This is a genomic window from Methylobacterium sp. D48H (assembly GCF_053345715.1).
Map to the genome: position 1 here is coordinate 392820 of NZ_JBKFAP010000002.1, position 15053 is coordinate 407872.

30 protein-coding genes are annotated in these 15053 nt (G+C 69.1%); 11 read left to right on the forward strand and 19 right to left on the reverse strand.

Translation table 11 applies throughout. The features are described 5' to 3' along the window. Positions 1 to 275: 275 nt before the first annotated feature. From ACLBX8_RS08170 to ACLBX8_RS08250, 17 genes are all read right to left on the reverse strand, one after another. A complete protein-coding gene (locus tag ACLBX8_RS08170) occupies positions 276 to 1736 on the reverse strand; it encodes a primase-helicase family protein (RefSeq protein ID WP_447714915.1) in 1461 nt (486 codons plus the stop codon). Further along, the gene (locus ACLBX8_RS08175; protein ID WP_447714916.1) at positions 1733 to 2359 is read right to left on the reverse strand and encodes a hypothetical protein; all 627 of its coding nucleotides are present in this window, start codon (positions 2357 to 2359) and stop codon (positions 1733 to 1735) included. Before ACLBX8_RS08175 ends, ACLBX8_RS08170 begins: the two co-directional genes overlap by 4 nt. Next, positions 2356 to 3471 (reverse strand): ATP-dependent DNA helicase, encoded by a 1116-nt coding sequence (locus tag ACLBX8_RS08180; RefSeq protein WP_447714917.1) that lies wholly within the window; start codon positions 3469 to 3471, stop codon positions 2356 to 2358. The genes ACLBX8_RS08175 and ACLBX8_RS08180 overlap by 4 nt, the downstream gene beginning before the upstream one ends. Next, on the reverse strand, positions 3471 to 4022 hold the full coding sequence (locus ACLBX8_RS08185; protein ID WP_447714918.1) for an HNH endonuclease signature motif containing protein: 552 nt from the start codon (positions 4020 to 4022) through the stop codon (positions 3471 to 3473). The genes ACLBX8_RS08180 and ACLBX8_RS08185 overlap by 1 nt, the downstream gene beginning before the upstream one ends. Further along, the gene (locus tag ACLBX8_RS08190) at positions 4019 to 4312 is read right to left on the reverse strand and encodes a hypothetical protein (protein ID WP_447714919.1); all 294 of its coding nucleotides are present in this window, start codon (positions 4310 to 4312) and stop codon (positions 4019 to 4021) included. Before ACLBX8_RS08190 ends, ACLBX8_RS08185 begins: the two co-directional genes overlap by 4 nt. Positions 4313 to 4316: 4 nt before the next feature. Beyond that, entirely contained in the window at positions 4317 to 4967 is a 651-nt protein-coding gene (locus ACLBX8_RS08195) for a hypothetical protein (RefSeq protein ID WP_447714920.1), read from the reverse strand. A gap of 23 nt (positions 4968 to 4990) precedes the next feature. Beyond that, positions 4991 to 5167, reverse strand: coding sequence for a hypothetical protein (locus ACLBX8_RS08200; protein WP_447714921.1), 177 nt, complete (start codon positions 5165 to 5167; stop codon positions 4991 to 4993). 53 nt (positions 5168 to 5220) lie between these two features. Then, positions 5221 to 5760: a hypothetical protein gene (locus ACLBX8_RS08205; RefSeq protein WP_447714922.1), complete on the reverse strand. Its 540-nt coding sequence runs from the start codon at positions 5758 to 5760 to the stop codon at positions 5221 to 5223. A gap of 76 nt (positions 5761 to 5836) precedes the next feature. Beyond that, positions 5837 to 6097: a hypothetical protein gene (locus ACLBX8_RS08210; RefSeq protein WP_447714923.1), complete on the reverse strand. Its 261-nt coding sequence runs from the start codon at positions 6095 to 6097 to the stop codon at positions 5837 to 5839. A 21-nt stretch (positions 6098 to 6118) separates the two neighbouring features. Further along, on the reverse strand, positions 6119 to 6466 hold the full coding sequence (locus ACLBX8_RS08215; protein WP_447714924.1) for a hypothetical protein: 348 nt from the start codon (positions 6464 to 6466) through the stop codon (positions 6119 to 6121). Positions 6467 to 6468: 2 nt separating this feature from the next. Then, on the reverse strand, positions 6469 to 6903 hold the full coding sequence (locus ACLBX8_RS08220; protein WP_447714925.1) for a hypothetical protein: 435 nt from the start codon (positions 6901 to 6903) through the stop codon (positions 6469 to 6471). 10 nt (positions 6904 to 6913) lie between these two features. Beyond that, entirely contained in the window at positions 6914 to 7111 is a 198-nt protein-coding gene (locus tag ACLBX8_RS08225; RefSeq protein WP_447682711.1) for a hypothetical protein, read from the reverse strand. Beyond that, positions 7108 to 7380: a hypothetical protein gene (locus tag ACLBX8_RS08230; protein WP_447682712.1), complete on the reverse strand. Its 273-nt coding sequence runs from the start codon at positions 7378 to 7380 to the stop codon at positions 7108 to 7110. Before ACLBX8_RS08230 ends, ACLBX8_RS08225 begins: the two co-directional genes overlap by 4 nt. A gap of 348 nt (positions 7381 to 7728) precedes the next feature. Further along, positions 7729 to 7911 (reverse strand): hypothetical protein, encoded by a 183-nt coding sequence (locus ACLBX8_RS08235; RefSeq protein WP_447714926.1) that lies wholly within the window; start codon positions 7909 to 7911, stop codon positions 7729 to 7731. Position 7912: 1 nt separating this feature from the next. Then, a complete protein-coding gene (locus ACLBX8_RS08240) occupies positions 7913 to 8254 on the reverse strand; it encodes a hypothetical protein (protein ID WP_447714927.1) in 342 nt (113 codons plus the stop codon). Beyond that, on the reverse strand, positions 8254 to 8673 hold the full coding sequence (locus tag ACLBX8_RS08245; RefSeq protein ID WP_447714928.1) for a hypothetical protein: 420 nt from the start codon (positions 8671 to 8673) through the stop codon (positions 8254 to 8256). The genes ACLBX8_RS08240 and ACLBX8_RS08245 overlap by 1 nt, the downstream gene beginning before the upstream one ends. After that, positions 8674 to 9420 (reverse strand): hypothetical protein, encoded by a 747-nt coding sequence (locus ACLBX8_RS08250; protein ID WP_447714929.1) that lies wholly within the window; start codon positions 9418 to 9420, stop codon positions 8674 to 8676. Between the two features lie 125 nt (positions 9421 to 9545). On the opposite strand from ACLBX8_RS08250, the gene ACLBX8_RS08255 reads away from it, so the two are divergent. Then, complete coding sequence (locus tag ACLBX8_RS08255) at positions 9546 to 9806, forward strand: hypothetical protein (protein WP_447714930.1); 261 nt, start codon at positions 9546 to 9548, stop codon at positions 9804 to 9806. On the opposite strand, the gene ACLBX8_RS08260 is transcribed toward ACLBX8_RS08255, so the two are convergent. Both ACLBX8_RS08260 and ACLBX8_RS08265 read right to left on the reverse strand, forming a co-directional pair. Next, on the reverse strand, positions 9788 to 10093 hold the full coding sequence (locus tag ACLBX8_RS08260; RefSeq protein WP_447714931.1) for a hypothetical protein: 306 nt from the start codon (positions 10091 to 10093) through the stop codon (positions 9788 to 9790). The two genes, ACLBX8_RS08255 and ACLBX8_RS08260, sit on opposite strands and share 19 nt — an antisense overlap. Beyond that, positions 10093 to 10302: a helix-turn-helix domain-containing protein gene (locus tag ACLBX8_RS08265; protein ID WP_447714932.1), complete on the reverse strand. Its 210-nt coding sequence runs from the start codon at positions 10300 to 10302 to the stop codon at positions 10093 to 10095. Before ACLBX8_RS08265 ends, ACLBX8_RS08260 begins: the two co-directional genes overlap by 1 nt. Positions 10303 to 10400: 98 nt before the next feature. On the opposite strand from ACLBX8_RS08265, the gene ACLBX8_RS08270 reads away from it, so the two are divergent. The 10 genes from ACLBX8_RS08270 to ACLBX8_RS08315 all read left to right on the forward strand — a co-directional run bounded on the left by ACLBX8_RS08270 (position 10401) and on the right by ACLBX8_RS08315 (position 15052). Further along, entirely contained in the window at positions 10401 to 11102 is a 702-nt protein-coding gene (locus tag ACLBX8_RS08270; RefSeq protein ID WP_447714933.1) for a helix-turn-helix domain-containing protein, read from the forward strand. 113 nt (positions 11103 to 11215) lie between these two features. Then, positions 11216 to 11446, forward strand: a complete 231-nt coding sequence (locus ACLBX8_RS08275) for a hypothetical protein (protein ID WP_345820165.1) — start codon at positions 11216 to 11218, stop codon at positions 11444 to 11446. 98 nt (positions 11447 to 11544) lie between these two features. Next, complete coding sequence (locus ACLBX8_RS08280) at positions 11545 to 11694, forward strand: hypothetical protein (protein WP_447714934.1); 150 nt, start codon at positions 11545 to 11547, stop codon at positions 11692 to 11694. Further along, a complete protein-coding gene (locus ACLBX8_RS08285) occupies positions 11694 to 11933 on the forward strand; it encodes a helix-turn-helix domain-containing protein (protein ID WP_447714935.1) in 240 nt (79 codons plus the stop codon). The genes ACLBX8_RS08280 and ACLBX8_RS08285 overlap by 1 nt, the downstream gene beginning before the upstream one ends. 2 nt (positions 11934 to 11935) lie before the next feature. Further along, positions 11936 to 12166 carry a hypothetical protein gene (locus ACLBX8_RS08290; protein ID WP_447714936.1) on the forward strand — a complete coding sequence of 77 codons (231 nt, stop codon included), beginning with the start codon at positions 11936 to 11938 and terminating at the stop codon, positions 12164 to 12166. Further along, positions 12163 to 12486, forward strand: a complete 324-nt coding sequence (locus tag ACLBX8_RS08295; protein ID WP_447714937.1) for a hypothetical protein — start codon at positions 12163 to 12165, stop codon at positions 12484 to 12486. Before ACLBX8_RS08290 ends, ACLBX8_RS08295 begins: the two co-directional genes overlap by 4 nt. Then, on the forward strand, positions 12483 to 12644 hold the full coding sequence (locus tag ACLBX8_RS08300) for a hypothetical protein (RefSeq protein WP_447714938.1): 162 nt from the start codon (positions 12483 to 12485) through the stop codon (positions 12642 to 12644). The genes ACLBX8_RS08295 and ACLBX8_RS08300 overlap by 4 nt, the downstream gene beginning before the upstream one ends. Beyond that, positions 12641 to 13015, forward strand: a complete 375-nt coding sequence (locus tag ACLBX8_RS08305; RefSeq protein WP_447682723.1) for a hypothetical protein — start codon at positions 12641 to 12643, stop codon at positions 13013 to 13015. Before ACLBX8_RS08300 ends, ACLBX8_RS08305 begins: the two co-directional genes overlap by 4 nt. A gap of 4 nt (positions 13016 to 13019) precedes the next feature. Then, complete coding sequence (locus ACLBX8_RS08310; RefSeq protein WP_447714939.1) at positions 13020 to 14006, forward strand: PD-(D/E)XK nuclease-like domain-containing protein; 987 nt, start codon at positions 13020 to 13022, stop codon at positions 14004 to 14006. Next, positions 14003 to 15052 (forward strand): AAA family ATPase, encoded by a 1050-nt coding sequence (locus tag ACLBX8_RS08315; protein ID WP_447714940.1) that lies wholly within the window; start codon positions 14003 to 14005, stop codon positions 15050 to 15052. The genes ACLBX8_RS08310 and ACLBX8_RS08315 overlap by 4 nt, the downstream gene beginning before the upstream one ends. Position 15053 lies beyond the last annotated feature (1 nt).

Genomic DNA, 15053 nt, shown 5'->3' on the forward strand with positions numbered 1-15053 from the left:
CTTCTGCCCCACCTGCCCCACCTCGGTTATGGAGGTGGGGCGGCGTAAGTGTCTGATCTTCCTGGTGTTGCCCCACCTGCCCCACCTGCCCCACCTTTTTTGAAGGTTGGAGTAATTTCAGGAGTAGGCGGGGCGCTGGCTGGCCCCGAACTGCAGCTCCGATTTTCCATACGCGCGCGCGAGGTGGGGCAGGTGGGGCAGGTGGGGCAGAGCCTTTGATTTCAGTGGGTTACAGGCGCCCCACCTCGAAACAGAGGTGGGGCAGGTGGGGCGGATCAGCCATCGTCCGGCCCAGGCACGTCTTCCTCGTCCTGCCACTCGATGACTTGGCCGATGGCCTTCTCGAAAGATCTGCGACAGTCTTTCAGCGACGGCAGGATGTAGCACCACACTCGGCGCTCACCTTCGGGCGTGGTCCATGGCCGCTTCTGGCGCTGCAAGAGCGGGACGATCTTCTTGAGCCGGGCGCCGAGTTCGGTCTCGGTACTTTTCCGCCGCACGCCGCGTCGCTCAGATGCTTCGAGGTAGTCGTCGCGGACGAGATTGGTCCAGATGTGGTTCGGCCACTCGTCGGCCTTGCGCGTCGGCGTCCCGGCCATCAGCCGGTCCAGCCACCACGCGTCGATCGCATCGAGCGAGTGGATCTTCTGCTCGAGCAGCGCGCCAGTCTTGGGGATGTGGCGCAGGTCGACCTTGGTGAGGTCGAACGCCAGCAGATCGTGCAGCAGGGCCTCGCGGCCGCCGTTGTCGAGCTCGCGCTGCATCTCGGCGAAGTACTCGCTGTTCTGCATGACGCCGTCGCCCACATCGAGCACGCAGAACCGCCGCTCCTCCTTGCCGGCCGGCACGACCCAGTCCTCGTTCGAGGTCATGACGACCCGGACGAAGTTGCGCAGGCGGATCGGGTCGATGCCCTTCGATTCCACCATCTGCTCGGTCGAGGTGACGAGCCCCTTCAGCCGCCCCTCGGCCTGCTTGTCGCCGGCCCACACCGCCTCGTCGGCCTGGAGCAGCAGGCACGACGCCATGTGGGCGTTGAAGGTGCCGGTTAGGTAGCGGGCGGAATCGACCAGGAAGTAGTGGGACGGGATCAACGATCCGAACACCTCGCAGGGCTTCGTCTTGCCGGCGCCCTGCTTGCCGCGCAGTACCAGCGCGACGCCGAGGCGTTCACGGGGACGCTGGAGCATGTGGGCGAAGAAGCCGAACACCCAGCGGAAGAGGTCCTGGTCGCCGCTGCACACGTTCGTCAGCAGGTGGTCGCGGAACACGGCGTAGGAGCCACCGCGCCGCGGCTCGCAGCCCCAGCCGCGCCAGAGGTTGTAATAGCCGGGCGTCCCGCCGCCCTGGTCCGGGTCGGGGTTGGAATCGGGGTGGAACTCGACGCCGTCGAACTGCCGACGGTCGATGCTGCCGAGCCAGCGCTTGGCCCAGCTGACCGTCTTCACCTCCTTCGCCGCCGGGTCGAAGACCTCGGTGTGCCGGTTGAGCGACCACTGCCGGAAGGCGTCGAGCGTCAGGAATCGCACCCGCTGCTCGATCGGCGCGTTCGGGTTCTCGCGGATGACGACAGCCTTCGAGCCGACGAGCAGGAACGCGAACTCGCTGTTCATCAACTCGTGGCTGTAGCCGCCGGCCTCGAGGTCGACGTCCGTGTAGTCGCCGGAGCCGCCCTTCCGGCGCCGCTTCTTCTTGCTCTCGTCGGCGAGCTTGATGAGCTTGGCCGTCGCCGTCATGCCGCGAACCTCGTGGCACCTTCCTCGGGCGCCGGGAAAAAGATCTCCGGGAGGCGGACCTTCGCGAGCATCGCGCGAAGGGCCTCGCCGTGGTCGACGTCGGCCGCTTGAATCGCGGGCTGGGCCAGCAGGAAGGGCCGCGCGAGGCTCTCGTGCACCACCACCACGCCGGCCCGGCACGCGGCCAACCAGGGAAGGGGATCGGCGAACACCACGAGCGGCGCATCCGGCTCCGGCACGGGGCCAGCGAGCCAGCCGGCGCGACGGTCCAGCGAGGCGAGGCGCCTGGTCTTCGGGTGCCACGCGACGAGGTCGACGAGCTCGCCGTCCTCCAGCGCCGGGATCACCAGGGCCGGCACGGTCTCGTCGGTCGCCGCGCGCCGGTCCCACGCGGGGATGAAGCGACCCCGAGCCAGGAACTGGACGCGGGCGCGCCGCACCTCGAAACCGAGGTCGACCGGCTCCCGGGTCGGGTAGAGCAGGCGGAACTGGGCATAGCCCATAGCGCCCGGGTCGACGCGGTAGCCGATGAGCTGGGCGCCCGACACGCCGGCGGCGCGGAACCACTCCAGCTCGACCATGCGGAGCCGTGCGCAGCGAGCGAAGTCCTCGGCGACGCTCATAGCGCCACCGTGATGCGCTGCGCGGCCCGGGTCAGGCCGGTGTAGAGGTGCCGGGCCCGGTCCTGCCGGAAGGTCGCGCTCTCGTCGATCAGCAGGACGTCGTCCCACTGCGAGCCCTGCGCCTTGTGGACGGTGAGCGCGTAGCCGTACGTGAACTCGTCCGACTTCTTCCGGATCTCCCACGGAATGTCCTCGGGCATCCCGTCGAAAAACAGTCGGTGCACCACCACGCGCGCTTCAAGCTTCGGCACGTCGAGCGAATCCACGTGGAGCGAGTAGAAGTCGCCCTCGCCGCGCTGTATCTCGCGCACCGACCACAGGCCGCCGTTCAGAAGCGCCTTGTCCTTGTTGTTCTTCAGGCAGACGAGGCGGTCACCCGGCTCGGGATGGCGCGGGTCCCGACCCTGAATCTTGCGGACCTTCTGGTTCACCGTGCGCCGGCTCATGTTGCGGCCGACGAGCACCTGATCAGCGCCGGTCACCGCCCGCTGGCCAAGATCGCGGACGTCGATCACACGGCTGTCGCCGTAGCCGCCGCGCTGGAGCCGACGCCCCTCGCGGACATCCATCGACATGCGGATGATAGGGTTGTCCGCCGCCTGCCGGTGGATCTCCGTCAGCATGAAGTCCGGCGCGACCCGGGTGAAGAAGCCCTCGCCGCGCACCGGTGGGAGCTGCGCCGGGTCGCCTAGCACCAGCACCTTCGTGCCGAATGACAGCAGGTCCTCGCCCAGCCGGTCGCCAACCATGGAGCACTCGTCGACCACGATCAGGTCGGCGGTGGAGGCCTCCGAGAGCGGGTTCAGCCCGTAGCGCCACTCGACGCGCAGGACCTCGCCCGTCGCCTCGTCGATCTCCTCGTGCTCGTAGGCCGAGTAGATCAGCGAGTGGATCGTCCGGGCGCCGCGGCAGCCCTTGCCCTGCAGGACCAGCGCGGCCTTGCCGGTGAACGCCGCGAAGATGGCATCGCCATCGCAGCCCGCCGCCGCCTCCTTGGCGATCGTCGTCTTGCCGGTGCCGGCGTACCCGGCGAGGTAGAACACTTGATCGTCCGAATCGCGGTGCCACGCCGCGATGGCGCAGAGGGCCGCGTCTTGCTGAGGGCTCCACATCACGCGACCGCAGCGAACGCGCCGAAATGGCGGTTCGCTGCCTCCCTGTAAGCGTGAGCGGCCTCTTCGATCTGAGCAAAGTAGCCGAGATGGATGGTGCGCCCGTTGATCTTGATCCGGGCGCGCCATTTGCGAGCGTGAGCCTGCCAGATGACGCCCTTCCGCCCGGATCGGTTACTCCTCGGTGCGGCCGTATTGACGGCGTTCTGAGATTTGGTTGCTGGACGAAGGTTCAGGAACCGATTGTTGGACTTGTCACGGTCGCGATGATCAAGCTCGTGAGGGGGCCAAACACCAGTGACGTACAGCCAGGCAAGCTGATGCGCCCTATAGTGCTTCCCGCGCAGACTGATCGTGACGTACCCGTCTTTGTCGAGAGAGCCCGCAACCTTTTCAGCAAAGCGTGTATTCCAACTAGCATCGTACTGCCGACGGACACGACGAAGACGCCAAGTGAACACGCCGCTTTCGGGATCGTATTCGAGGCGGCTCCGCACATAGGCGGCGCTCAAATCGCGTTTGAGTACGGGCGCTGTGATGGCTCTTGTCATCGGCCGCTCCCCGTCTTGCGCACGAGGCGGCTCGGCTGCTCCAGCAGATGGACGCGGTCGATGTTCGCCTGATGGTGCTTCACGATCGCCAGAACCTGCTTGAGGTCGTTGGCGCGCTGGAGGGCGACGGCGCCGTTGCAGTTCGGCTGACCGGCGAACGTCTCGGCCGTGACGCGGTGGCGCCGTTCCTCGTCCTCGACGCGGGTGATCACCGCGTCGAGGTCGTTGAAGCGGTCGATCATCTCCGCTTCGGCGCGCTGCTGCTCGATGATCCAGGATGCGGAGGCCATCGCGCTACTCCGCCGCCACGAGGTCGAACAGGGGAGTGTCGACGGCACCGCCGAAGCGGCGCGCATCGTCCGGCCGCGTGCGCATTCGGCGCTGGCCCGGCGGGATCCACAGCGGCGCCCTCGCGGGCTCGCCGTTGACCCACACGAACCACGCGTAGGACGTGGCCGAGCGTGCATCGGGATCCCAACGGCCCTTCACCATCGGCACACGCTCGACGAAGGGCGCGAACACCGTCGGCGGCCGGTCGCGGAACAGCGCCTCGTACCGGCCTTCGCCTTCCACCCACACGGTGCGCAGGAGGAGTGCCACCACCGGCGCCTCGTCGAGCGCCTTGAGCGCGAACTTCACCGCCGCGTTGAACGGCGGGTTGGTGCAGATCAGATCGGCGCCGGGGCTCAGCCTCGTGCCAGCGTCCAGGAAGTCGGCGACAGGGTAGCCGCGCCCGTAATCGAAGACGTCCGTCCCCTTCGCGAAGGTAATCTGCTCGCCAAGGACCTCGACCATGTGGCCCTCACCGCAGGCCGGGTCCCAAGCGGTCAGGATGTGCAGGCCAGCCGTCACCCGCGGCAGCACCTCGACGAGAAGAGCGCGCGTCGCCCAGGGCGGCGTGGGGAAGAAGTCGAGGCTATCCGGCGGCTCGCGCCTGGACGCCATGACAGAGGGGGCCCCGCGCACGCTCATAGCGCACCCCCGAACAGATCCCCGGGCCGGCGCAGCGGCACGCCGGCGGCGATCGCCTCCTTCACCAGCGGCCCGGGCACCGGGCGCGGGCTGGGCTGGCGGCGGTCGGCGGGCGTAGCCGCCCGCTCGAAGCGGTAGCTGTCCTCAAGGACGGCGAGGGAGATCCCGGGCACGCGGGACCACACCTCGAAGCGGTCGCGGTCCAGCCGCGTAACCCGGGCGCCGCTCACCGCACCACCTCGACGGCATACAGGGCGAGCAGGGCGGCCTCGGCGCGGCCGTGGTGCTTCTTCAGCGAGAAGTCGCGGGAGCCCGGCCACTGGCGGACGGCGAGGCCGCGGGCCTGTTCCTTGTCGGCGCTAAGCCGGAAGTGAGCCTTCCAGCGGCCGGGCGTGGCCTGCCGGATCGGCACTTCCATCGCGGCGACGATCCCGAGAACGGCCCCGTAGGCCATGCCGAACTTGAAGGTGGACGAGACGCCCTGCTTCGGCATCGCGCCGACGCGCTCGATCATCGCCTCGGTCGCGCCGGCCGAGCGGATCAGGTGCGCGACCTGCGCGGCATCGATCATCTTGTCGACGAGCGGGACGTCGTAGACCTCGATCTCGGCCGGCCGGTCCGGGCGAAAGAAGGCGATCGCGCCAGACGCGCCAGGATCAACGCCAAGGATCACCCGGCGCGGCGCAGGAATAGCCAAAGACGAAGCGCCATCGACCACTAAAACGGCCTCGGGCTCTTGCGTCGAAAACAGGTCTGTGGCTTCCATATCGGCCTCCAACGCGACTTCGATTGACCGCCCGGCACCCGCTCCCACAGCAGGCCGGGCGGTTCTCGTTTCGGGATCAGGCTGCGGGCGGCGTCGCCGGCTCGCCGGCCGCGGTCTCGGGCGCCAGGGCGGCAGCACCGACGATCGGGCTGAGCGTGGTCCGCACGGCGGCGAGCACGTCGGTCCGCAGCTGCTCGACTTGCTCGGTGACCTCGGCGCGCACCACGCTCTCGATGCCCGCGCGAAGGTGCGTCTCGACCTCGACGAGTTCGGCGTCGGCGCTGGCCGGCAGCACGCGGCGGAGGATCTCCATCAGGGCGGACAGGGGGTTGTGCATCGCGGCCTCCTCGGGCTCGGATCAGGGGTGGTAGCGGCCGGCCGGAAGGCGCGGGTCGAGGCCGCCGGAGCGGCGCGGCACGAGCGGTTCGACGAGCGCGAGATCCCGCCCGAGCACCGGGGTGAGGGACTGGCCGGGGCTGACGCTCGCCGGCGTTGATCCGCCCTTCTGCTCGGCCTCCAGCACCAGCTCGGCGGTCCAGAGCGCGACGCGCAGGTAGGCCAGCAGCGAGCAGCGCAGGGCGAACGTCGCCGGCGAGGCGTTCTGGATGCCGTCCTCGACGCCTTTGCAGGCACCCCCGAGCAGTGCGGGAAGCCCGCGGTCGAGGGCGGTCTGGAAGGCCGCGGCCTGGTCGCTGCCGTCGACCATCGTCAGGCCGCTTCCGCAGGCTGCTCGGCGGGGCCGGCCGGGGCGTTGACCGCAGCGATCGCCGCCTCGCTCCACCAGCCTTCGGTCAGACGACCGTCGGCGGCGCGATACCGGACGAGGTAGTTGCGCGAGCTCTCGGCGTACTCGGCCCGGGCGATGATGGTGCCGCGCTCGTCCGTGCCGACCAGTCCGACCGGCTGGCCCAGTGAGAAGGCGAAGACGGCGACCAGCCGGGGATGGCCATCGCTGACACCGCCGGTCGTTTCCGCGACCACGATCGACGCGCCGTCGTGCGCGTAGAAGTAGCGGTTCTGGCCGGCCTTCACGGCGTCGGTCCAGACGCACCGGACCTCGCCACCGACCTTCCGTTCGACGGTGGTAATTTCGGCGGCGCGTTCGAGGTCGCTCGGGACATCGACGTAGACGGTAATGGTCAAGGGGCTCTCCTCAGGCTCCGGGGGGCGGGTGAAGGTCGGTGTGCTGGCCGCGGGCCCAGAGCTCGGGGTCCCATTCCCGGGCCTTGTCCTGGCAGGCGCGGGCGCTCCACAGGATCGGGGTGGCGATCCAGCCGATGGCCAGGAACGGGAGCGAGAGGCCGCGCAGCGCGAGATCGGCGAGGCGAGCGAGACGAGCGAGCCAGATCACAGGCGCCCCCTCAGAACGTCGGACATCTGCTGCCGGATGGTGGCGGCCTGCCGCTCCAGGCGCTCCAGCTCGTCCTGCCGGGCGATCTCCGCGACCCACTCGTTCTCGGCGTCGGGGAAGACGGCCCAGAGGAAGCCGCGGTACCGGCGGGCCAGCGCGGCGGTGTGCTTGCCGCTCGGCGCGCAGCCCTGCTCCAGCCACTTGCGGACGGTGGTGGCCGGGATGCCGGCCTCGGCCTCGACGCACTGGGCCGTCTTGACCGGATGCATCCTGCGCAGGAACGTCGACACACGTTCTGCGAATGTTCGGTCATCGGAAGGTGAAACCCTTCCCACGACCTGTCCAGACTTTCCCATCTCTTTCCTCGATGCTGTGAACATCGAGGAAGTCGACGGGGATTGGCCGGGCATGAAGGAGGCGGCCGACATCTCAGCAGCTCCCCATGATGGGGGTGAGGTACGCACACGCAGGGACGCGATCGACGGCCGGCAAGCACAGGCGATCGCGAGGGACGATGACGCGCCGGCACGGGCACCAGGTCAGGGCCCGGCCGGCGCGCTCGCGTGCGGGGAGCGCGATGCGCTCGACGCCGCCGCGATGGGAGAGCCGGAGCGCGCTCACGCGACACCTCCGGCGATGGCACAGATCAGGCTCGCGCAGAGCATCACACCCGCGATGCCGAACCCGCGGCGGCGCTCGACGCGATCCTGCGCGCAGAGACGGCCAGCGAGCGCGGCCACGAGCGCCGCGTCGAGCGCGCAGAAGACGGCGAGGCCGGTGAAGACGATCTGCGCGACCATTTCAGGCGGCCTCCCGCAGTTTGCGAGCGAGCGGCGACATGAGCGGCGGCAGGTGGCTGTAGACCGTCGTCAGGTTGAAGCCGGTCAGTACGGCGATCGTCTTCGGAGCGTGGCCTGCAGCGAAGAGTGCGCGGACCCGAGCACGGTTGGTCTTGCCGACCTTCGTCATGCGCTGGCCGAGCGCGTCCGCCACGCGGCGGTGGTGGTCGACCGGACAGACGACGCCCTTGCAGACGAAGCTCACCCGCGGCCGGCTGACGCCGTAGCGAAAGCGAAGCTGGTCCAGCGTCCAGTCCGCGGCGCGGAGCGCGCGGCACTCGGCCGTATCGATGCGACCGGCCATCAGCTCTGGCCCTCCGACGGATCGGCGAACAGCCTGGCGTCCTGGGCGGATTCGTCGGCCGCACAGAGCGTGCCCGCCACGACGGCGCCGTCTTCGCGAACGGCCCGGAAGCGCAGCGCGAACGGCTCACCCCACGCGCAGGGCCGGCCGACTGGCGGCGCCATCGCGAAGGCGATCGCGTGAAAGCCCTGCTCCTCCAGGACAGCCCGGGCCGAAATCTGGTCGGCCTCGCAGGCGGTCAGCATCACGGCCGCGACGAGGATTCCCGAAAGGGGCCGGAGCGCGCAGGCTCCGGCCAGTCGGTCTCGGGAGAAACGCCCTCGCGGGCCCTCAACACCGGCCGGGATGGCAGCGCCCACGGGCGAACGCGGAAGCGCACGCTGGGAGCCGGTGGTGAGCTGGGAGAGGGCGGCGAGCATCTACGCGCCCTCGCTGTGACGCCGGACGGCGTCGGCCGTCGCGCGATCCACGTCCGAGGTCATCTCGACCTGCCGAGCCGCGGCGAGCAGGTGCTCGGCCAGCCAGCGGGCGCGGTCGGGGCTCGTCTCGATCCGGATCTCGCGGCCCTGCAGATCGCGGGCGCAGGCGATGATGGCGCTCGGAACGATGTCCGAGATCACCGACCACCGGTCAGCCTGGAACGGACGGTCGCTGCCGAGCGCGTGGACGAACTCCGCAGCCGTTTCGCGTTCCAGCTTGTCGGCCTGTGCCTCGAGGAAACGGGCCCGTGCCTTGTCGACGAGGGTCGCGCCCATGTCGCGCAAGTGCGGGGCGCCCGCCGGGTCAGAGGTTGTCTCCCGGCGCGGGTCGATCATCCGGATGAACTCGAGCAGGCTCTTCTCGCGGATGCTGAAGAGATGCTCGCGACCCGATTCCTCGCGCAGCGCCAAACCAGCGAACCCGTCGAGGCCGAACGTGACGCTCATCCCGCGCACGAGCGGACGCTCGGTCGGCTTCGCAGGGGCCAAGGGCTCGGTGTCGAGCTTGAGATCGACACGACTTGTGGAGGCGAGGAAGCGGCGCGCCTCGCTCAGCGCCGTGCCGAACCGCGCTTCGCTCTCCCGAGCGCGCTGCGCACGGCTGCGAACGGTCAGACCTGTGCCGAGGGCGGCCAGGGCTACAGCCCCGGCGAAGGCGGCGAGGGGTCGGTTGTGATCCACGCCCATCACGCAGCCTTTCCGTTGACGGGGGCGCGCTTGCCGGAGCTTAGCGATGCGCCGAAGCTGTGAGGGTGGAGGGCCGGGCTGGCACCCGACCCTCCTCGCCGAAGCCCACGTCGATGGAGGCGACCATGAGCGACCGCGATTTGCGGAAGAAAATCGAAGACTTGGAAGCCGAAGTGATCGCGCAGCGGTTCGCTGTGCATGCGATCATCGACGCATTTCTGCGCATACCGGACCGAAGCCAGTACGAGCGCATTCACTACAATGCGAACGTCAATCTTGCCGTTGCCCTGGAAGGCAATCCGACATTGCCGGACGCCCGCAAAGCGCTGGAACTGCTCTTCCTGCCGGAGATCCCGAGCCGCGAGCATCAAGCTCCCTCCGACTGAGCATCGGCCAGAAGCCGGGAGAGGCGCGCGTTCAGGGCCCGCGCCTCGTCGAGGGTCAGAGAGAGCCGAAGCCAGTCGTACTCCACAGGCGTCGCGCCGGTACGGAAGGACGTCAGCTCACGCTCGGTCACCACGATGCGCTGCGCGGCCAGGTCGTAGGACGCGATGATCTGCGTCTCGCGATCGGTCACCTCGGTGATGCGGGAGACCTTGCGGAAGCCGGCATCGGTGGCTTCGAAGACGAGGCGCTCAACCTGCTTCTCGCGGATGAAGTCGTGAGCGCCCATCACGCGGCCTCGGGCTCGGCCGGGCGGGCAATCAGATCGGACGCGGTGACCTTGCCGCCGGTCCCGGCGACGATCTTCCGGATGGTAGCGCCTCGCGGATCGCGCTCACCTCGAAGGATGCGCGTGATGGTGGAGGGCGGCACACCGATCTCGCCCGCGAAGGTCGCGGGCTTGATGTTGCGCTCCGAGAGGTAGGCGGCGAGGTCCATGCCCCATGATTTTGCCAAATGGCGAAAAATGTCAACGGGGGATTTGCCGATTGGCTCTGGAGGGCGCGCTAGAGCCAACGCAGCTTCGCCGAATGGCTATGCCGGAACTGAAAGCGCGCCGGAAAGCGCGCAAGCTGTCGCTCGAGAAGCTCGCCGCCGCGGTGGGCCTATCGACGTCACAGGTGCAACGGTTCGAGACCGGCGAGCGCGAACCGCGGAAGATCGACCTTGAGAACCTGGCGCGGGTGCTCGAGTGCTCGGTTTCGGACCTGATCGAAGCCGAGCCGGCGCCGACCGCACCCATCTATGAGAAGTTGCTCCCGATCCCGGTGGCGGGCCGGACCGCCGCCGGCATATTCCGCGAGGTCGTCGAGTTCGACGACGCGGAGCCGGAATACGTGTTCGAGCCTGAGGACGAGGACTTCCCGAAGGCGCGGCGGTTCGCGCTCACCGTCGAGGGCGACAGCATGAACGCTGCCGATCCACCGATTCCCGACGGTGCCCGGGCTATCTGCGTCGACTTCGAGCAGACCGGTCAGCCGCTCCTCGACGGCATGATCGTCGTCCTGCAGCGAACCCGAGAGGGCGGACACCTCCGCGAATGGTCGGTGAAGGAAGTCGAACTGCACGACGACGAGGTTTGGTTCTGTCCGCGCTCCACGAACAAGAAGCACAAGCCGATCCGAGTGCCTAACAACCCGTCGGCGGTGGAATGGAATTCAATGGAGGTGATTGGCCTCGTGCGCGACGTCTCCATGCGCGTCCGTCCTGGCCTGCGCCGTCGGGCCGATAGGTCTTAGCCAGGCAGCCTTTTCCCCCGCTATCCACAGCCCGAACCGCAGGTTGAGGCTGCCCTCGACTCCGTTCCCGGTCAGGAACAAAGTGCGAACATCCGAGAAGGAGGAGCCTGCGGATGTTCGCTGAGGTCTCGACGATCCGGGCGCGGTTCACGATGCGCCTGCGCTGCCACAACTGCCACCACATGACCAAGCGGACGATCGAGTCCCCCGACCTGGAAGACGCTCCCTGCACCGTCGACGAGCTGCTGGAGAGCGCATGGCTTCAGCGCCAGAACTTCGGCTGCTCAGAGTGTGAGAACAACATCGCGACGCTGGTGAGCCTGCGCCAGGAGCCCGTCGACTAGAACCAGCGCGCCATTTTCGCCAAATGGCAAAAAACGCTTGACGCCTCTTTTGCCATTTGGCTAATTTGCTCCATCGCCTCTAGCGACGGAGCCCCCAAGTGCTCACCGCCTACCTCGACAACCTCCAGCACGCCTCGGCCACGGTCGTGGTCGCGCACTGCCTGCTCGGCTCGCTGAGCATCGGCCTCGCCCCGTTCGTGCCGGCGTTCATCGCCCAGCACGTGGCAGCCGTCCGAGGCGCCCGCTGATGGGCGGCCGCATCGTCAGCGACGCCGACCGTCGCATCGCCGAGCGCGTGAAGGCTGCTCGCCTCGCTGCCGGCATCAGCCAGACGCAGCTCGGCCACGCCCTCGGGATCACCTTCCAGCAGATCCAGAAGTACGAGCGGGCGAGCAATCGCCTGTTGGCCGGCATGCTCCAGGCCGCCGCTCACCGGATCGGTGTCCCGGTCGCGAGCTTCTTCGACGACGCGTCCGAGGCGGCCTGACCATGGCGCGCCTCGACCTCCCCGACGGCTACCGGATCACCGGCTCCTCCGCCGGCTCCTCCGCCGGCTACGCCCTGCGCGGCCCCTACGGGCCCCTCGGCGACGACTTCGACTGCTGGGCCGAGGCCTGTTTCGCCGCCCAGAACCACGCCGATTCCCTCGCGCTAGAGGCCGCCGACGAGCTGGCGGCCCTCGCGGACTTCGAGGCCGACTGGCTGCTGGAGGCCGCATGAACGCGCACCCGCTCCACACCCTGCCGGAGCGCCTCCTGGCGGCCCGACTGACCGACGCGACGTCGGGGCCCGAGCCAGTCGGGGCCTACGAGCGCAACCACGCCGACGGCGAACTCGGCGCCTCGCTCTTCGGTCTCGACGGGCTGATCGAATCCCTATCGGCCATGGCTTGGTCGATCGAGCGCGCGACCGGGCGCGGCGCCGGTCAGGCCTACGACCTCGACAAGCTGCGGCGCCTCTCCGAGCGTCTCGGCGAGGCTCACCAGAAGGTGGAGATCGCGGCCGGCCGCCTCACCGCGAAGCTGGCGATGGCGCGATGAACCCGCTCGCCCTCTGGCTCGACGCCTGGCTTGCCGGGCTCCGGTTCTGGTCCGCCGCGCTCGCGCCGACGCGGGACCGGCCCGCCGACGTCACCGACATCCGCGAGGGGCACGCGATCCGTGCCCGCCGCGCCCGCGAGCGGGAGGGCCGCCTGTGACCTTCCCGCCCTTCTCCGAGGCCGAGGCCGTGATGGCCCGCGCCTTCCTCACCCTGACGGAGCCGACCATGCAGACCGCCAACGACTTCGCGCGCCGCATGGCGCTGCTGGGCAAGCCCGGGCCGTACCGGGCCAGCCACGCCAACCCGGGCGCGGTCGTCGACCGGGCCGACCACATCGTCGAGATCATCTGCCCCGACATCCCGGGCGCCGCCGCGCGCCGGGACGCGGCCGAGATCACCGCACTGGCGCTGAACCGGCTCTGCGGGTTCCCGGCGATCGAGGACCAGCTCGACGCGGGCCACCTGGCCGCGGTGAGGGTCGAGAGCGCGCACTTCGCCGCTCAGACCCGTCAGCAGGCCGCGGAGTAGGGCGATGAAGATCACGCCCCACCTCGCCGGCTTCGTGCGCGAGCCGGGCATCTACCGGATGCCGGCGGCCGTCTACCATGCCGATCCGTGCCCGGAGCCGTCGCTCTCCTCGTCGATCGCCCGGATCCTGATCGACCAGACCGAGCGGCACGCCTACGCGGCGCACCCTCGGCTCGGTGGCGACCGGGACGATCAGAAGGACCGTAGGCTCGACATCGGTTCGGTCGCTCACGAGCTGCTGACCGGTAAGGGGCGCGGCATCCACGTCATTGAGGCGCTGAACAAGGCCGGCAAGCCCGTCGAGAATTACGCGACCAAGGCCGCCCAGGAGGAGCGCGACGACGCGATCGAGCGCGGCGAAACGCCGGTGCTGGCCGGGGACCTTGCTCGGTCAGAGCGAATGGTCTCGGCCATCCGCGAGAAGTGCCGGCACACGCCCGGCGCCGAGCGCGCCTTTCACGAGGGCGAGGGCGAGCTGGTGCTGATCTGGCGGGACCGGATCGGCGTCTGGGGCCGGGCGATGCTCGATTGGTTCGACCCGGAAACGGCCACGGTCGACGACCTCAAGACCACTTCGGCCGGCCTGTCCGATCGGATGCTCGCCACCCGCATCGCCGACGGCCTCGACATCCAGGAGGCGTGGTACCGGCGCGGCTTGGTTCACCTGATGCCCGAGTTGGCCGGGCGCGTCCGCTTCCGCTTCCACTTCGTCGAGACCGACGAGCCGCACGAGGCCCGCATCGTGCCGCTATGCGGCGAGCAGCAGTACCTCGGCGAGCGCCGGGCTGTGGCGGCGGCCGTGGCCTTCCGGGAGTGCCTGCGGTCCGACGACTGGCCGGGCTACGCCGACGTCATCGCCCCCGTCGAGCCGGCACGCTGGGCGGCCGAGCGCTGGGAGATGCGCGAGCTGAGCGACCCGCTGTTCCGCCGCTACGGCGCGCAGATCGTGACGGCACTCTCCCCCTACGCCCCAGCCGGAGAAGCCGCATGAAGGCCCCCGTTCGCACCTTCGAGGACAAGCCGGCTGTCCGGCAGCAGGTCCCGCTCCTGGTCGGCCTGTTCGGGCCGTCCGGATCCGGCAAGACCTATTCGGCGCTTCGCCTCGCGCAGGGCGTCCAGCAGGTCACGGGCGGTGAGATCTTCGTCGTCGACACCGAGTCGCGGCGCGCCCTGCATTACGCCGATCGGTTCAAGTTCCGGCACGTCGAGTTCGGCGCGCCGTTCGGCTCGCTGGACTACCTCGCCGCGCTAGAGTTCTGCGTGAAGAAGGGCGCCCGCACCATCGTCGTGGATTCGATGAGCCACGAGCACGAGGGCGTCGGCGGCTACCTGATGACCCAGGAGGCCGAACTCGACCGGATCGCGGGCGAGAACGAGGCGGCGCGCAAGCGTGCAACCTATTCTGCCTGGATCTTACCGGCCAAGCAGCGGCGCCAGTTCATCAACGGTGTGCTTGGGCTGAACGCCAACTTCATCTTCTGCTTTCGCGCCAAGGAAAAGCTCAAGATCAAGGGTGGTGGCGCGCCAACCGAGTTGGGCTTCATGCCGATCGCCGGCGAGGAGTTCCTGTTCGAAATGACCGTAAACGCCCTGCTCCTGCCGGGCGCGAACGGCGTGCCCGAGTGGAAGACTGATTTCCCCGGCGAGCGGCGCATGCTGAAGCTGCCCGAGCAATTCCGCGCGCTGTTCGCCGAGCGCCGCGCTCTCGACGAGGAGACCGGCCGGAGCCTCGCGCAGTGGGCGGCCGGTGGGAACGTTGAGCTGCCCAAGGGTAGCCAGCAGACGACGCGCGCCCCGGATCAGAAGTCCTCGAAGCCGACGCTGTTCGACGTGGCGCGCGAGAAGGCGAGGGCGGGCCGGGACACCTTTGAGCTTTGGAGCGGACGGCTCACTCAGCAGCAGGTCGGCGCCCTCGCCGAGATCATGGGCGAGCTCGACCGAACCATGGACGAGGTCGACACGCGCGACGACGGCGGCCCCCCGTCGGAGGACGACGGCTTCCCCGGCTTCGCGCCAGCAGACGAGCAGGCCGCCTGAT

Excerpts from the sequence above, each read along its gene's own strand:
- ACLBX8_RS08170 (WP_447714915.1), bottom strand. The coding sequence starts at position 1,736 with ATGACGGCGACGGCCAAGCTCATCAAGCTCGCCGACGAGAGCAAGAAG.
- ACLBX8_RS08175 (WP_447714916.1), bottom strand. The coding sequence starts at position 2,359 with ATGAGCGTCGCCGAGGACTTCGCTCGCTGCGCACGGCTCCGCATGGTC.
- ACLBX8_RS08180 (WP_447714917.1), bottom strand. The coding sequence starts at position 3,471 with ATGTGGAGCCCTCAGCAAGACGCGGCCCTCTGCGCCATCGCGGCGTGG.
- ACLBX8_RS08185 (WP_447714918.1), bottom strand. The coding sequence starts at position 4,022 with ATGACAAGAGCCATCACAGCGCCCGTACTCAAACGCGATTTGAGCGCC.
- ACLBX8_RS08190 (WP_447714919.1), bottom strand. The coding sequence starts at position 4,312 with ATGGCCTCCGCATCCTGGATCATCGAGCAGCAGCGCGCCGAAGCGGAG.
- ACLBX8_RS08195 (WP_447714920.1), bottom strand. The coding sequence starts at position 4,967 with ATGGCGTCCAGGCGCGAGCCGCCGGATAGCCTCGACTTCTTCCCCACG.
- ACLBX8_RS08205 (WP_447714922.1), bottom strand. The coding sequence starts at position 5,760 with ATGGAAGCCACAGACCTGTTTTCGACGCAAGAGCCCGAGGCCGTTTTA.
- ACLBX8_RS08210 (WP_447714923.1), bottom strand. The coding sequence starts at position 6,097 with ATGCACAACCCCCTGTCCGCCCTGATGGAGATCCTCCGCCGCGTGCTG.
- ACLBX8_RS08215 (WP_447714924.1), bottom strand. The coding sequence starts at position 6,466 with ATGGTCGACGGCAGCGACCAGGCCGCGGCCTTCCAGACCGCCCTCGAC.
- ACLBX8_RS08230 (WP_447682712.1), bottom strand. The coding sequence starts at position 7,380 with ATGCATCCGGTCAAGACGGCCCAGTGCGTCGAGGCCGAGGCCGGCATC.
- ACLBX8_RS08235 (WP_447714926.1), bottom strand. The coding sequence starts at position 7,911 with ATGGTCGCGCAGATCGTCTTCACCGGCCTCGCCGTCTTCTGCGCGCTC.
- ACLBX8_RS08240 (WP_447714927.1), bottom strand. The coding sequence starts at position 8,254 with ATGGCCGGTCGCATCGATACGGCCGAGTGCCGCGCGCTCCGCGCCGCG.
- ACLBX8_RS08245 (WP_447714928.1), bottom strand. The coding sequence starts at position 8,673 with ATGCTCGCCGCCCTCTCCCAGCTCACCACCGGCTCCCAGCGTGCGCTT.
- ACLBX8_RS08250 (WP_447714929.1), bottom strand. The coding sequence starts at position 9,420 with ATGGGCGTGGATCACAACCGACCCCTCGCCGCCTTCGCCGGGGCTGTA.
- ACLBX8_RS08255 (WP_447714930.1), top strand. The coding sequence starts at position 9,546 with ATGAGCGACCGCGATTTGCGGAAGAAAATCGAAGACTTGGAAGCCGAA.
- ACLBX8_RS08260 (WP_447714931.1), bottom strand. The coding sequence starts at position 10,093 with ATGGGCGCTCACGACTTCATCCGCGAGAAGCAGGTTGAGCGCCTCGTC.
- ACLBX8_RS08265 (WP_447714932.1), bottom strand. The coding sequence starts at position 10,302 with ATGGACCTCGCCGCCTACCTCTCGGAGCGCAACATCAAGCCCGCGACC.
- ACLBX8_RS08270 (WP_447714933.1), top strand. The coding sequence starts at position 10,401 with ATGCCGGAACTGAAAGCGCGCCGGAAAGCGCGCAAGCTGTCGCTCGAG.
- ACLBX8_RS08275 (WP_345820165.1), top strand. The coding sequence starts at position 11,216 with ATGTTCGCTGAGGTCTCGACGATCCGGGCGCGGTTCACGATGCGCCTG.
- ACLBX8_RS08285 (WP_447714935.1), top strand. The coding sequence starts at position 11,694 with ATGGGCGGCCGCATCGTCAGCGACGCCGACCGTCGCATCGCCGAGCGC.
- ACLBX8_RS08290 (WP_447714936.1), top strand. The coding sequence starts at position 11,936 with ATGGCGCGCCTCGACCTCCCCGACGGCTACCGGATCACCGGCTCCTCC.
- ACLBX8_RS08295 (WP_447714937.1), top strand. The coding sequence starts at position 12,163 with ATGAACGCGCACCCGCTCCACACCCTGCCGGAGCGCCTCCTGGCGGCC.
- ACLBX8_RS08300 (WP_447714938.1), top strand. The coding sequence starts at position 12,483 with ATGAACCCGCTCGCCCTCTGGCTCGACGCCTGGCTTGCCGGGCTCCGG.
- ACLBX8_RS08310 (WP_447714939.1), top strand. The coding sequence starts at position 13,020 with ATGAAGATCACGCCCCACCTCGCCGGCTTCGTGCGCGAGCCGGGCATC.
- ACLBX8_RS08315 (WP_447714940.1), top strand. The coding sequence starts at position 14,003 with ATGAAGGCCCCCGTTCGCACCTTCGAGGACAAGCCGGCTGTCCGGCAG.